Annotated in this window: 12 protein-coding genes; 2 read left to right on the forward strand and 10 right to left on the reverse strand. The window is 44.9% G+C overall.

The window, feature by feature from the left end:
• Positions 1–2: 2 nt before the first annotated feature.
• Both vsple_RS09690 and fabB read right to left on the reverse strand, forming a co-directional pair.
• The gene (locus tag vsple_RS09690; RefSeq protein ID WP_261881882.1) at positions 3–1,136 is read right to left on the reverse strand and encodes a 4-phosphoerythronate dehydrogenase; all 1,134 of its coding nucleotides are present in this window, start codon (positions 1,134–1,136) and stop codon (positions 3–5) included.
• Positions 1,137–1,469: 333 nt separating this feature from the next.
• The gene (gene fabB, locus vsple_RS09695; protein ID WP_032551898.1) at positions 1,470–2,681 is read right to left on the reverse strand and encodes a beta-ketoacyl-ACP synthase I; all 1,212 of its coding nucleotides are present in this window, start codon (positions 2,679–2,681) and stop codon (positions 1,470–1,472) included.
• Between the two features lie 56 nt (positions 2,682–2,737).
• On the opposite strand from fabB, the gene mnmC reads away from it, so the two are divergent.
• Positions 2,738–4,888 (forward strand): bifunctional tRNA (5-methylaminomethyl-2-thiouridine)(34)-methyltransferase MnmC2/FAD-dependent 5-carboxymethylaminomethyl-2-thiouridine(34) oxidoreductase MnmC1, encoded by a 2,151-nt coding sequence (gene mnmC, locus vsple_RS09700; protein ID WP_261881883.1) that lies wholly within the window; start codon positions 2,738–2,740, stop codon positions 4,886–4,888.
• Between the two features lie 114 nt (positions 4,889–5,002).
• Here the strand turns inward: mnmC and vsple_RS09705 are convergent, their stop codons facing one another.
• The 3 genes from vsple_RS09705 to vsple_RS09715 form a co-directional block, all read right to left on the reverse strand.
• On the reverse strand, positions 5,003–5,524 hold the full coding sequence (locus vsple_RS09705; RefSeq protein ID WP_261881884.1) for an NADPH-dependent FMN reductase: 522 nt from the start codon (positions 5,522–5,524) through the stop codon (positions 5,003–5,005).
• A gap of 181 nt (positions 5,525–5,705) precedes the next feature.
• The gene (locus vsple_RS09710) at positions 5,706–5,969 is read right to left on the reverse strand and encodes a YfcL family protein (RefSeq protein ID WP_255230234.1); all 264 of its coding nucleotides are present in this window, start codon (positions 5,967–5,969) and stop codon (positions 5,706–5,708) included.
• A 9-nt stretch (positions 5,970–5,978) separates the two neighbouring features.
• Complete coding sequence (locus tag vsple_RS09715) at positions 5,979–6,509, reverse strand: elongation factor P hydroxylase (protein ID WP_255230233.1); 531 nt, start codon at positions 6,507–6,509, stop codon at positions 5,979–5,981.
• Positions 6,510–6,807: 298 nt separating this feature from the next.
• Between vsple_RS09715 and vsple_RS09720 the strand changes: the two genes are divergently transcribed.
• Entirely contained in the window at positions 6,808–7,431 is a 624-nt protein-coding gene (locus tag vsple_RS09720; RefSeq protein WP_150869040.1) for a trimeric intracellular cation channel family protein, read from the forward strand.
• A 101-nt stretch (positions 7,432–7,532) separates the two neighbouring features.
• Here the strand turns inward: vsple_RS09720 and aroC are convergent, their stop codons facing one another.
• From aroC to vsple_RS09745, 5 genes are all read right to left on the reverse strand, one after another.
• Positions 7,533–8,618 carry a chorismate synthase gene (gene aroC, locus vsple_RS09725; RefSeq protein ID WP_032551893.1) on the reverse strand — a complete coding sequence of 362 codons (1,086 nt, stop codon included), beginning with the start codon at positions 8,616–8,618 and terminating at the stop codon, positions 7,533–7,535.
• 241 nt (positions 8,619–8,859) lie between these two features.
• Positions 8,860–11,037 (reverse strand): putative Ig domain-containing protein, encoded by a 2,178-nt coding sequence (locus vsple_RS09730; RefSeq protein WP_261881885.1) that lies wholly within the window; start codon positions 11,035–11,037, stop codon positions 8,860–8,862.
• A 178-nt stretch (positions 11,038–11,215) separates the two neighbouring features.
• A complete protein-coding gene (locus vsple_RS09735; protein ID WP_261881886.1) occupies positions 11,216–11,803 on the reverse strand; it encodes an ECF-type sigma factor in 588 nt (195 codons plus the stop codon).
• Positions 11,804–11,809: 6 nt separating this feature from the next.
• A complete protein-coding gene (locus vsple_RS09740; protein WP_261881887.1) occupies positions 11,810–13,240 on the reverse strand; it encodes a serine/threonine protein kinase in 1,431 nt (476 codons plus the stop codon).
• 211 nt (positions 13,241–13,451) lie between these two features.
• The gene (locus vsple_RS09745) at positions 13,452–14,120 is read right to left on the reverse strand and encodes a LuxR C-terminal-related transcriptional regulator (protein ID WP_261881888.1); all 669 of its coding nucleotides are present in this window, start codon (positions 14,118–14,120) and stop codon (positions 13,452–13,454) included.
• Positions 14,121–14,428 lie beyond the last annotated feature (308 nt).

A 14,428-nucleotide genomic window follows, 5' to 3' on the forward strand; every position in this document is an offset into this window, starting at 1 on the left:
TTTTATAAAGTTGGCTTTACCATAAAACCGAGTTTCGCTAACGGTGCTAAGTTACAAGTCTCATCACCCGTTAGTTCGACTGCACTGTATTCTCTGCGGTCCCAATATTCTTTACGCATGCGGTCAAAAGAACCTGGCGTAGCGATATTGCGACGGAATAAGGCGTCGTCTTTGCGCACATCATAGATCAACTGAGTCAAATTGTGCAGTGTTGCTTCGTCCCATGCTCTATCTAATTTCATTTGCGGCACTGGTGCCGTCGGCAATAAGTCACTGGCATAAGCACGCTGCTCTTTACCTAAGAACTCACAATAACTATTGAAAATCATGGTTGTACCGCGCGCCTTGCCCTCTAAACCATAACCAGCAACATGCGGTGTTGCGAAGGCAAGCAGTGGCAATAGCTCCATGTCCACTTCTGGTTCGAATTCAAATACATCCAATACCGCTGTGAAACCATCCGCTTTTTGTAGGCGAGCCTTCAGTGCTTGGTTGTCCACCACAGGACCGCGAGCTGCGTTAATCAAGATTTGATCAGCACGGAAGTTGTTCAGTACCGTTTCGTTGATCAAGTGATGCGTTGGGTAGTCACCCGTTTTGGTGATCGGCGTGTGCGTGGTGATAATGTCCGCTTGCTCTAGGAGAGTGTCAAGCTCAGTGAACTCACGCGCGTCTCCCTCTTGCTGTTTTAGAGGATCATTCAAAAGCACGTTTATGCCGATACCTTCCAAACATTTTGCTAGGTAGCTGCCCACTTGACCACAACCGATAATGCCGACCGTTTTGTCGAATACTGAAAAGCCTTGCTGCTGAGCCAGCACCATCATTGCGCTAAACACGTACTCAGCGACACCGACTTTGTTGCAACCCGGAGCGGCTGTGAAAAAAATCCCACGCTCTTTCATCAAGTCTTGATCAACATGATCCATACCTGCGGTTGCTGTACCAACGAATTTCAATTTGTTCGCTTTGCTGATCAGTGACTCATTCACTTTAGTTACAGAGCGAATCATTAGAGCATCAACATCTACAAGGTTGTCAGCTGTTAGGGTTCGACCTGACTTTAAAATCACTTCGCCCAGTTGACTGAATAGTTCTTCAGCATAAGGCATATTTTCATCGATTAAGATTTTCATTACGCGGGTACTTTAGTTATGGTCCATCGACCTAAAATGAGGATTGAAATGATTGTGCAAAATTAGACAGCAACTGTCGAGGGCAAATAGAAAAACGCCTCACTTTGGTGTATTTACTTGGTGATAAAAAGAAAAATGCCCGATTGAATAAACAATCGGGCAAATACCCAGAACAAAAGGATCCTGTCTCGCTCTCCAGGAGACAGAGTCTGCGTCTGTTCGATCAGTGACTAACCAAAGCCAGTACTGATCAAGCTCTGGAAACCTATAAATCTAATAATCTATATGCCTGTCGTCAGACTTATTCTGTTTATTGGTGACGAAAGTACAGACTTAGTCTTGGTACTTTTTGATCACTAGTGTTGCGTTAGTACCGCCGAAGCCGAAGCTGTTCGACATAACTGTTGTTAGCTCTTGCTCGCGAGCTTCAGTTACGATGTCTAGACCCGCTGCTGCCTCGTCTAGATTTGCAACGTTGATGCTTGGCGCAATGAATCCATTGTCTAGCATTAGCGTTGAGTAAATCGCTTCATGTACACCTGCAGCACCTAGAGCGTGACCTGTCATCGCTTTAGTTGCAGAGATAGCTGGGCTGTTGCCGCCGAAGACTTCTTGGATAGCACCAAGTTCTTTAACGTCACCAACTGGCGTTGAAGTACCGTGAGTGTTCACGTAATCAACACCTTCAACGTTTTGCATTGCCATCTTCATACAGCGAACTGCGCCTTCACCAGACGGAGCTACCATGTCGTAACCGTCGGATGTTGCACCGTAGCCTACGATCTCACCGTAAATTTTCGCGCCACGTGCTTTCGCGTGCTCAAGCTCTTCGATAACAAGCATGCCGCCGCCACCAGAGATTACGAAACCGTCACGGTCTGCATCGTATGTACGAGATGCTTGTTCTGGAGTGTCGTTGTACTTAGTCGATAGTGCGCCCATCGCGTCGAACATCATAGTCAGAGACCAATCTAGTTCTTCACCGCCACCAGCAAATACTACGTCTTGTTTACCCAGTTGGATAAGTTCCATTGCGTGACCAATACAGTGTGCAGATGTCGCACACGCAGAGCTCATTGAGTAGTTCACACCACGGATTTTGAAAGGAGTCGCTAGACAAGCAGAAACCGTTGACGCCATTGTACGTGGAACCATGTATGGACCAACGCGCTTAACGCCTTTTTCACGCAGGATATCAACCGCGTTAACTTGGTTTAGAGATGAAGCACCACCAGAACCCGCAACAATACCTGTGCGATCGTTTGATACTTGCTCTTCTGTTAGACCAGAGTCAGCGATTGCTTGCTCCATTGAAAGGTATGCAAATGCCGCTGCATCACCCATAAAGCGCATTTTTTTGCGATCGATATGGTCAGCTGGGTTCATTTTTAGGTTACCCCAAACTTGCGAGCGGAGGCCTTGTTCCTTGAACTGTTCTGAAGCGGTAATACCTGATTTACCCGCTTTTAATGATGCTAAAACTTCTTCGACGTTGTTACCGATACTTGAAACAATACCCATACCGGTGATTACGACTCGTTTCATGTGACATTCCTATAATTCAAAATTCAGCTAGATGATAACTAAGAAGACCAACAAAAGTGGTCAGCTTTCCTAGAAATTCGTACAATCCCTCCAAACATATCGCTTCAAATCACAAAATGATAGATTTTATGACTTCAATTACTAATGCTGAACTGGATTGGAACGAGTCTGGTACGCCAGTTTCCGACCAATTCGACGACGTTTACTTCTCAAACGTGAATGGTTTGGAAGAGACTCGTTACGTGTTCTTAAAACAAAACCACCTTCCAGAGCGCTGGCTAGAACATGAACAACGCCGCTTTGTAATTGCAGAAACGGGCTTCGGAACGGGCCTAAACTTCCTTGCCGTCTGGCAGTGGTTTGATGCGTTTCTAAAAGATAACCCACAAGCTGTGACCAAAGCGTTACATTTCATCAGTTTTGAGAAATACCCGTTAAACAAAGACGACCTCATCAAAGCACACGAGGCATGGCCAGAACTTGCTGAGTATGCAGCTCAGCTCCAAGAGCACTACCCGATTGCGCTGCCTGAATGTCATCGTATTGTACTAGGCGATGGCAAAATCACCCTAGATCTGTGGTTTGGTGATATCAAAGACTGCATGCCACTTGTCCCTAATCCAGAACAAGGGCTAGTCGACGCTTGGTTCCTCGATGGTTTCGCACCGAGTAAAAACCCTGAGATGTGGAATCAGAACCTGTTCAACGGTATGGCTAAACTGGCTAAGCAAAACTGTAGCTGCGCGACCTTCACGGCTGCAGGCTTTGTGCGCCGCGGTCTGATTGAAGCCGGCTTTGAGATGAAAAAGGTTAAAGGCTTTGGTACGAAACGTGAAATGATTGCGGGACGCCTGAATCACAAACAAGCCGATTCCAACATCAAGCCTTGGTTTGGTTTAGCGCCTCATAGTGACACTGATGATATCGCGGTCATTGGAGGCGGTGTGGCGAGCGCAGCTCTGGCCAAAACGCTCACCCGTCGCGGTAAACACGTATCACTCTACTGCGAGCACACACAGCCAGCAGAAAATGCATCTGGTAACAACCAAGGAGCGATCTATCCGTTACTGAGCGAAACCCGTTCAAACGTATCGCGTATATTTGGTCCGGGGTTACTCTTTGCGCGCCAGTTCCTTGAGCAAGCCTCTCAATCTGTCGAGTTTGATCACGACTGGTGCGGCGTAAATATTCTGATGTGGGATGAAGGCTCGACCAAAAAGCTCAATCGTATGCTTGAAGGTAACTTCCATCCTGATTTGATTCAACGCCTGTCTCCAGAGCAGGCTAATGAAAAGATCGGCCTGCCTGTCGATAAAGAGAGTGTCTACTTCCCATTAGGAGGATGGTTGAGCCCCCGCCAGCTCACTCAAGGCTTGATATCTCAACTTGAGGCATCTGGGTTACTGCAAGCTCACTACCAGAACCAAGTGACCAATCTGGAGTGGCTTGATACCGACCAGAAGTGGAAGCTCACCATCGATACTCCGCAAGGCGAAATCACCAAGTTACATAAACAAGTGGTGGTTGCTAACGGGCACAAATTTACTCAGTTTGAGCAAACCGCTCCAGTACCACTAACTCCGGTAAAAGGTCAGGTTAGTCATATCCCAACCACTGAGAATCTGAGCAAGCTTAAAACCGTGCTCTGCTTCGATGGCTACATGACACCGCAAAACCCGAACAATGGTCACCACTGTATTGGGGCAAACTACGACAAGAGTAATATCAACCAAGAGTTTGATGCTGAGGTTCAAAAGCACAATGGTGAGCGCCTACATGGTTCGCTGCCAAACCAAACTTGGACTCAAGATATCGACACCACTGGCAACCTATCACGCCAAGGCATCCGCAGTGTTAGCCGTGATCACTTGCCATTTGTTGGTAATGTCGGCGATTTTGAAACGATTAAAACTCAGTATCAAAACCTGCATAACTTCAACCCGCAGCGTGATGAAGCTAGCAGCATTCAGACAGTTGCCAGCTACCCTAACCTCTACTGCTTTATTGGTTTAGGCTCGCGCGGGCTAAGCTCAGCGCCCTTGCTGGCAGAGGTGTTAGCCTCACAGATCTGCGGCGACCCAATACCACTGCCGGTTGATGTATTGGAGGCGATTCACCCAAGTCGCATGTGGGTAAGACGATTACGTAAAGGCAAAGCGCTCACCGCTGGCTGGGTGGCAGACAAACAGGCAGGACGTAATCAATAACCTCAAACTGTTATCTTGTGAGTTAGGCAGACGCTCTAATTTCTAAAACAGACATCGCAAAAAGCCCAAGCTTGATTAAAAGCTTGGGCTTTTTTAATTTTGGGTAAGTATGACTTACAGCTTGGCTACCGCATCCTTAATTTGAGTTGCGATATCTTCATTGCTAATCGAACCCGTCTCAAAATCGAAGTTATCGTAGAAGCTTGGTACCGACACCGACGCTTTTACATTGCCACCAAAATAAGGTGCCGAACCGGTTGCTGCACCTAGGACACTCTGTGCTCCACCTGGGCCGGGAGAGGTTGCTAAGTACACCGCTGGTTTGTCGCCATACACTGAACGCTCAATTCGTGTCGTCCAGTCAAACAGATTCTTAAATGCTGCTGGGTGGTGACCGTTGTGCTCAGCGAAAGAGATAACAAAGGCGTCGGCTTCAGCTAAGTCGCGTAAGAACGCTTTCGCCCCTTCTGCTTGACCAATCTCTTTTTCAGTATCTTCACTGAACATTGGAACATGGTAATCGTTTATGTCTAAAACTTTCACTTCGGCCCCTTCAATCAAGTTAGCCGCGTAAGTTGCTAGAGCTTTATTGATAGAAGTAGAGCTGGTGCTTGCGCCAAATGCGATAACTTTCATGATGATGTCCTTTCGTTTATCTCGGTAAGTGGTATTAGATTAACCCAAGTACGAAATGGAACCATCACAAGATTTGTACAAACTCATTCAAATTTTTCGAATAAACGGTAAGAGGAGGAGAGACGCGCCACGAGGAGGGCAAAATCAGCGCGCCATAAACGAACACGTTAAGATAAATAAGTTAAGCGAGATTTTGTAGCTCAACCCAAAGGTCATTAACGATAGTACGGTCTGCTGGGGTCAGTTCGGAACGAGCTTCTTCTAGGCTCTGCTCAATACGAACTTTTACTTCAGCAATATCTTCGATGCCTTCTTCTTCACATGCAGCAACAGACAGTGAAATATGACCACGCAGATAGCCACCCGCAAACAGCTCATCATCAGAAGCATTCTCAATACGAGCGTCAATTACTTCAAGTAGCTTTTCTTCAAATTCGATAATCATAGTTTTCTCTTATTTCACAATAAATTGGTTGGCCGTCAATGGAGCAATATTATAGAAATCTCGCAACGCCTCTGACAGCATTTTTACACGAGGTGGTAAACCCGCTTCTAAAATCCCCATGACTTCGTTGTGCACTTTTTGCATAAAGGCCAAACGATCTGGCTCAAAATCGCCGTGTAGATTGTCACAGCTGACATTAAAAGGAAAGCCCGCGCTCAATGCTAAGATCCATTCGTATGCTTGAGGTCGAATTTCTACTTTCTCAAACTCTGCTTGTACAGCCTCAGTACGACCATCAGGTTCGTACCAGTAACCAAAGTCTTCCAATAAACGACGCTCTGGGCCAGCCACACACCAGTGGGCAATCTCGTGTAAAGCTGATGCGTAAAACCCACGAGCAAAGATGATGCGATGGTAAGCAACTTGCTCATCCGCTGGAAGATAAATCGGCTCATCTTCTCCTAGCTCTAGCTTGGTATTGAAGCTCTCGAAAAAGGTTTGATTGAAGATATTGATGATGTCTGGATATTGATGCGTCATAAGATTAAAACTAAATAAGAACAACGAGGGCATTCTGCGTTTTTTTAAGCGCTTGGTAAAGCCCTATTCCATGTAATGTCATTGAGTTATTGTGCTTATAAGGCCATGATAATCGATTGCTCACCCCAGGTTAACCCAGCTGAAGTTGCATGATTAGTTTAGCTAATCTGAAACGCTAATTCACGGTACAAATATTCATTCGTAAAATGTGACTTTTCGCACTAAACTCGCGCTTCTTTTTTACATCGCACGGCTCATAAATCACGGTTTTATAGGGCGAAATTATAGAGTTACAGCAATGCTACTAAGTGTTTTATATATCATTGGTATCACGGCAGAAGCCATGACTGGCGCACTCAGCGCTGGTAAACAAAAAATGGATTGGTTTGGGGTAATGCTGGTTGCCAGCGCAACGGCAATTGGTGGTGGTACAGTTCGAGATATTTTGCTCGGTCACTACCCGCTAGGCTGGGTGGAAAACCCAGAGTTTCTGGCGATTACGTGCATTGCGGGCGTCATCACGACCGGCCTAGCCAAGTGGGTGATTAAGCTTAAAGGCTTATTTATCCGCTTAGATGCTCTAGGTTTGATTGTATTTAGCATCATTGGTACAAAAGTGGCGATGAACATGGGTCTACACCCAATGATCTGTATGGTGTCGGCACTGGTCACTGGTGTCTTTGGTGGCCTGCTGCGCGATCTAATCTGTCGTCAAACACCGCTAGTACTGCATGAGGAGCTTTACGCATCGATCGCACTTATCGCATCAGGCCTATACCTTGCCCTGCTAGAGTTTGGTATTAACGATGTAACCGCAACTATCACAACCTTGGTTGTTGGCTACCTATTGCGAATGGCAGCCGTGCGCTTTAAGTGGCGTCTTCCATCATTCCACTTAGATCCAGAAAGCTCAGTGCATTAATCTTTGGGCTAATCAGAGACACTGCATTCACTAGAAAACAAAAAGGGTTGCTCCCACAGGAAGCAACCCTTTTTTAATCCATTACCCTATACACTCAGTCGTTAGATTTGAGGTGTATTGGTTGTCACGCCGTGGTTTTGACCACGATGACGTAATAGGTGATCCAGAAGAACAATCGCCAGCATCGCTTCTGCAATTGGCACAGCACGAATACCCACACATGGGTCGTGACGACCTTTAGTGATCAGCTGTGTAGGCTCGCCATCTTTAGTAATGGTATCGCCCGGCACTGTGATGCTTGAAGTTGGCTTAAGCGCGATGCTTGCTACGATATCCTGCCCCGTTGAAATACCACCCAAGATGCCACCAGCGTGGTTACTTGTAAAACCTTCCGGTGTTAGTGGGTCACGGTGCTCGCTGCCCTTTTGATTAACAACATCAAAGCCGTCACCAATCTCAACACCTTTAACCGCATTAATGCTCATGAGTGCGTGTGCGATGTCAGCATCTAGGCGATCAAAGATTGGCTCACCAAGACCGACTGGCACTTGTTTTGCCACAACTTGGATCTTAGCACCGATAGAGTTACCTTCTTTAAGTAGATCACGAATCATCTGATCGAACTCTGGCACTTTATCTGCGTCAGGGCAGAAGAATGCGTTGTTCTCGATTTCGTTCCAATCTACTTTCTCGATAGCGATATCGCCCATCTGAGATAGGTATGCCTGAATCTCAACACCGAACTCTTGCTTCAGGTATTTCTTCGCAATGGCACCGGCTGCGACACGCATTGCTGTTTCACGAGCTGAAGAGCGACCGCCGCCACGGTAATCACGTACACCATATTTCTGATGGTATGTGTAATCGGCGTGACCCGGACGGAACTTGTCTTTAATTTCTGAATAGTCTTTAGAGCGTTGGTCTGTGTTTTCAATCAGTAGACCAATAGACGTACCCGTAGTTTGACCTTCAAAAACACCCGATAAAATCTTGACTGCGTCCGCTTCACGACGTGCCGTGGTATAGCGAGAAGTACCCGGACGACGACGGTCCAGATCTTTCTGCAGATCTTCTTCGGTGATTTGTAATCCTGGTGGGCACCCGTCTACGATACATCCTAGTGCGATACCGTGACTCTCTCCGAATGTGGTCACTCGAAAGTGTTGTCCGATACTGTTTCCTGCCATTGCTTCCTCTAAATTAGCAGCTAGTGAGGCGGTTTGAATAAGTAAACCTTCTTCCTAGCGGCTTTACTTGTCTATTCTTCGTGGATTCATAGTGGCTTTATTACCAAATGATGTAAAGCCCCAATAGAGAACAATTGTTAGATTATCGAGAAATAAAAAAGGAAACCTATCGCTAGGCTTCCTTGTTTCAATTATTAAAGTCACTTGTCATTCAGTGCATGTCTGAATAACAAGTTTTCTATTAGTCGTCGTTCGACGAACCATCCCACACCATATTGAAGTTCACATCAGTGATGTACTCGCTCCAGTCATCACTGATTTGGCCAATGATGCTGTAAGTCTCGTCTAACTCAAGTGAGTAGCTGTTATCTAATCCAAACAGGAATGAAAGCACCGCATTTGGCGTGTCGCCTTCGAATACATCGTCACAGAATTGTGGATGTAAGCTATTACCATTGCTTGCCGAAATGGTTTCAGACGTCACAGTGAATCGTTCAAAAATAGCCGCATCGCCATTGTGCGACGCCAACAATCCATCACAGCTAATACCATTCATCCACACCTTGATGTAGTCGTATGAATTATCCGAAGAAGGTTCTGCTGTATTCATCTGTAATGAAGTCGAAATCAACTGGTATTGGTGTGCTTGTTCGCCAGGCCAGTACAAATAAGCATCACGCAACTCTGGACCATCACTGGATTTCACTTGAATACGCTTTTCTGCATCCGCTTGGCTGCTAAATCCAACGTAACGACTCGAACGCCCCTCTTCAGTCCAAAGCATGGTCACGGCACCTGGTGAGATTACGTTGCTATCGTAGTCATTAGTGATGTCGTAGCGCATGGTCATTGTCTCATCGTCTTCCGTGTATGAGCCAACTAGGGTGTCACCCTCAATAACATAGGTTCCCACTTTCATGGTCGCTTCAGTGGTACATTCAGATTTGTTGCTTTGCTCACGCTCGTTGTAGAAGATCTCACCATTTTCAAAACGCACTGTGTCACACCATACTTGAGCGTAACTCGTTCCGTTAGAGCCTCGCTCCAAGAAATACCAAGTGTTCTCTTCAAGCGGATGTGTATCGCCAGGTGGTAACGGTGCTTCTTCAATGATTGGGAAACTCAAGGTTGCCGAAACCCAATCACTGTTCACGCCATCATTCACTGAAACCGTCACTGTTTCAGTATCTGCCGCAGCTGAACGCGGAATCAGACCAGTGAAGCTCACTATGCCGTCATCACTCACTAAAGCATTAAAGCCTGTGCGAGTGACTGTTGATAATGTTGTTTCTACTTTGTAGTCAAGGTCGTCACCGTCGCTGTCTGTGAACAATGCACTGACATCTAACGTATCGTCTAACGTCTCACCTTCTGTCATCACCCATGCATTCATTGTCGACTGTAGGTTTGCCAGTTCGCCTTCATCCAAAACAGGTGGCTTGTTTTCCGTTAACACGGTTACTTCAAACGTCAGTGGGTATGAACGAGCATTGTGCTCATCAGTAGCGAAAATATGATAAGTGAAACCGCCAGCACTCTCAGGTTCACCCGTGATCAAGCCCGTTTGCTCATCGATAGACAGGCCATTACTGCCTTCACCATTAACAACAACCATAGTGAAGGTCATGTCATTACCTTCAGCATCTTGGAATTTGTCGCTTACATCGTACGGAAGCCAAGCATCACCTAGCGTCAATTCAACAGGGTTAGTCGTACCAACAACTTTTGGTCGAGTGTTCGGCGTCAAGGTGATATCGCCACCGCCTGGTGGAATATTAATAATTGGCGAGTAGCCATCAAGAGACTTGCCAGTTTCAATGATCTCTTGCGTTGCCTCTGCCATCGCCTGTGCTAGTTTTAGCTTGGTTTCAATATTTTCATCAGAATAGTCCACCAGCTTTTCACCAATCAGGTTCAGTGCTTCTGCTTGCTCTGAAGTATCGGCAATGTAGTCACCAAAGATAAGAGCTTGTGACACCTCAAGACCTGCGTCACCCGTGATAGCAGCGACCACTTGCTCTTCTGCCTCTGCCAAAGTAAGTTCGGTGTCTGCGGCCAGCAGTTTTTGCACCATGTTAGTCATCGGGTTGATGATTGTGCCACTGCCCGCATTTGCTAAAGTAAAGTCGTGTTGTACAAGACCACGGTTGCTGTCGATTGTTTGACCTGCAACTGCATCTACACAGACTGTGGAATTTCGATACTCTACGCTGAGATTTGCTTGACCTTTATTATCCGTTTTACCCTGAGACAGATCACAAACACCATCTTGAGTACTATCTACCGAAACATTGGCATTAGCTAAGTAGCCATCAATTGCGGTAATAGAAAATGTTGTTGGGGCGCTGGATTCGTTGTCCGAACCACACCCGACTAAAGCCACTGCAATTGACGCTGCCAGTAAACCTTGCTTTTTCATTGATATTCCCTTTATAAGCCTTTTATTGTTTGAGCCATGACTGAATACTGAGAATCAGTGGCTTCAAGTCGACGTTATTTTTAGAGATATCAGTACTGCTTAACAAGACACAGGGAATACAGGAAAAAGCGTAAATTTTTTTATGAATTCATCAAAAAATTGAGACATTTTCATTAACTTAGGCCGCCAACCTGTTGTGGAGCCAGCTCTTAGCAAATTTAAGATCTTTTTCGACCAGACTAGAGCTGCACTCTAGAAGTTGGCAGATCTCGGTATGCTTCAGCCCAATGTAGTACTTTAGCTTCAATACATTAGATTGACGTGGATAGTGTCGGGTAAACTCAACCAAAGATTGTTCTAATGCAATCCTGCGTTCTAAAGGCAGGCCTTCAATCGACAATGTCTGTTCTATGACAAGCGATTGATCAGGTTGACGCTTATCCGCTTGTGCTGCCCACGCTTGATTGATCAGAATGTGTTGCATTGCTTTGGCAGCCATCAAATAAAAATCTCGAGTTTTCCCTATTGCTCCTTTATCCAATGCAGTTACCTTCAAATATGACTCATGAATCAGAGCGGTAGTGTTAGTGGACTCTTTGTTAAAACGAGCGCCCGACTTTTGACGACGCTGTTGAGCCAACTCTTTTAGCCTACGGTAGGCAAAATGAAATATCTGTTCCTCAGACTTCTTACAACCAATCTGCCACTGTGAAATCAACGCTGTCAGGTGATCGCTATCGACCCTAGCGTCCTCAGTTTCAATCATTATTGATCACCCCAAAGATTCTTTTGAAGCAAGAGCCTCATCGGTTGGTTGAATCTCATCATGCTCTTCATCTCCTATAGGCACAAACTGTATATTCATAAGCTCAATAGAGCTGTGTTCAACCTCATCAGCCGCTCGACTACGGACAACTCGAATTGGATCATTCAATTCCTCCCGACTTTGCGGCCAATAGGGGGCTGAAGGACTATCCAATAAAAGTTTAGGTCGGTTTTCTCGACTCTCGATACCCACTTCCCAATCCGTCAAATTGTTATTCATGGGGTAGACGCTGGCCGTGACATCATTAAGCACCGAATCCAGTGTCAATTTTTGACGATTAAGGTCTTGAGTCGCTGTCGACAAAGCCATAATGACAACAACCATGATCAACATCAGAGCTGTACTGCACAGAGTAAAAACTGGAGAGCGAACAATTGACTTTTTTATCACTTCGACCCTTACTGTCGACTCTTGAGTTAAAGGGAAACAGCAGCGAACGTTTTCGATATCTTTGGCAAGATCTATCGCTCTGGCATATCTATGGTTAAGTGAACAGTGAGTCGCTAACGCCACAACCTTAGTCATGTCACCTCTCGGCTGAGCCCTAAGGATGTCCAAATACAGAATCCGACCTAAGGCATAAACATCCGTGCGACAATCTATCGTATCTCCATCAAGCTGTTCTGGACTTGCATAGCTTCGAGTGAGTGCGACTACACTTGAGATGTGGACGCCCCTGTCTCCAATATTGAGCGGTTGTACTTTTAGGGCAATATTAAAGTCGATGATTTTCGGCGTACCATCGCTACAAATCAGTATGTTTTGTGGCTTGAGATCTCCATGCACCACTTGATGTTGATGAGCATGCTCGACGGCCAAACAAATATCTCGGAACATCATCAATTTCTGTCCAAAACTCAACTTTTGCGAGCTTAGATACGTTTTTAAGTTCACCCCATCCACGAACTCCATCACGATATACACCACTCCGTTATAGACACCTGCATCGTAAACTTTGGCAATATTGGAGTGGCTAACATCAGCAAGAAGCTGTGCTTCTGAAAAGAGCGCCTCTTGACCTAACAGTCCTAAAATCTCGGGATGAAAAAACTTGATTGCGTACTGCTGATGAAAAAGCGAATCGCAGCGAGTCGCGTAGTAAACCGAAGCAAAGCCCCCTCTGCCCAACTCATGACCAATAACATATCGATCAATGTGAAGGTTTTCGTAGCAGATAGTTGCTTGACTGGTTGTCGATAAGTGCGCCTCTAGTGCTTCAATCACAGAATCATTATTGGCTTGTTTCAATAAGGCATCGACTTCATGAGCAAGTTGGGGCGAGCTTCGACGAACGTCAGAGAGGATAAGATCGCGTTCGCTGGATTCCTTATCAATCAGATGATAAAAAAGTTGAGTGCTACTGAGGCTAAAGTCCATTTTACGTATCAGTTATTATAGCTACTGGTTTTATATCCCAGAACTTTCACCCCTATCAATTGCGAAGAAATGAATTGATACATTTTGTAAGCTATTGAAAAGAAATGCTGTTTTTATCATTGATCAAAAAAATGATTGTCCAAAAATCACTATTCAAGAACAATCACTTCAACGTCATACCTTATGTTCGAAGACTAGATCTAAAGATGGATTATTGGATAAATTCATTGCTCGCAATGTTATTTTTTACCCAAATTAACGCCTGTAATCGATTTTTCACTTTGATTTTTTTAAAGGTATTGTGAAGATGCGCTTTAACCGTGTTTTCACTTACGTAAAGTGCATCCGCAATTTGTGTGTTAGACGCACCATCGCCAAGGAGCTTGATGATCTGCTGCTCACGTTTGGTGAGTTTCAGGTAGTAAGGGCTGGTTTTCGCACACTGTCTCTCTCTGTAAAAGCGAATGTACTGGGAGATGAGCTTTCTACTCATCCACATTTCATCTTGCATAATACACTTAAAGCCCGTCACGAGCTTATCAAGTGTGTCAGATGCATAAAAAATGCCAACCAAATACTGCCATTTGAGCATCTCATGGTGAGGGAAATCGTTAGGGGTATTTAACAATACTTCATGAACATCACTCTTGATATCATCCCTAATCTCTTGATATTTTTCGATGTACTGGTTACTCATCGTTGGGTAATCAATAATCACCAGATCTAAGTTAGGTACTTGCAATGATTTAGTGGATAGCTTTTCTGGTGATACTAACTTAATGTCTAATTTCACCTTTTGTTCTATGGATTCTTTGAGCAGCGTTGATTGCAAATTATTCTCTGCTATTAAAATGGCCTGATGAACTTCCGGAATAGCCATATGTAAACTCCTTTTTACGGATTTACCACTCATTAATTAGAATGTTAAGTTTATAGCACGGACCACTATAGTGCTAATCCGATCATTAAATATTTGAGCCATTTCCCTTCTGATTAATAGAACAGGTGAAGGTATATCTTATTATTTATTGGAAGTGCATGTTTATACTGAATTTGTTTTGGTTATTTTACAATATCTAAAAATTTTCCATACTTCGCTATTATCATGAATTTCTAATATTGCAGGTAATTGTTCTAATCCTAATATAATCGTTGTCCTCCCGCTATTAACTCTCTGATTGTACTCCG

The organism is Vibrio pelagius (assembly GCF_024347575.1).
Classification (GTDB): Bacteria; Pseudomonadota; Gammaproteobacteria; order Enterobacterales; family Vibrionaceae; genus Vibrio; species Vibrio pelagius.

Excerpts from the sequence above, each read along its gene's own strand:
- vsple_RS09690 (WP_261881882.1), bottom strand. The coding sequence starts at position 1,136 with ATGAAAATCTTAATCGATGAAAATATGCCTTATGCTGAAGAACTATTC.
- fabB (WP_032551898.1), bottom strand. The coding sequence starts at position 2,681 with ATGAAACGAGTCGTAATCACCGGTATGGGTATTGTTTCAAGTATCGGT.
- vsple_RS09705 (WP_261881884.1), bottom strand. The coding sequence starts at position 5,524 with ATGAAAGTTATCGCATTTGGCGCAAGCACCAGCTCTACTTCTATCAAT.
- vsple_RS09710 (WP_255230234.1), bottom strand. The coding sequence starts at position 5,969 with ATGATTATCGAATTTGAAGAAAAGCTACTTGAAGTAATTGACGCTCGT.
- vsple_RS09715 (WP_255230233.1), bottom strand. The coding sequence starts at position 6,509 with ATGACGCATCAATATCCAGACATCATCAATATCTTCAATCAAACCTTT.
- vsple_RS09720 (WP_150869040.1), top strand. The coding sequence starts at position 6,808 with ATGCTACTAAGTGTTTTATATATCATTGGTATCACGGCAGAAGCCATG.
- aroC (WP_032551893.1), bottom strand. The coding sequence starts at position 8,618 with ATGGCAGGAAACAGTATCGGACAACACTTTCGAGTGACCACATTCGGA.
- vsple_RS09730 (WP_261881885.1), bottom strand. The coding sequence starts at position 11,037 with ATGAAAAAGCAAGGTTTACTGGCAGCGTCAATTGCAGTGGCTTTAGTC.
- vsple_RS09735 (WP_261881886.1), bottom strand. The coding sequence starts at position 11,803 with ATGATTGAAACTGAGGACGCTAGGGTCGATAGCGATCACCTGACAGCG.
- vsple_RS09740 (WP_261881887.1), bottom strand. The coding sequence starts at position 13,240 with ATGGACTTTAGCCTCAGTAGCACTCAACTTTTTTATCATCTGATTGAT.
- vsple_RS09745 (WP_261881888.1), bottom strand. The coding sequence starts at position 14,120 with ATGGCTATTCCGGAAGTTCATCAGGCCATTTTAATAGCAGAGAATAAT.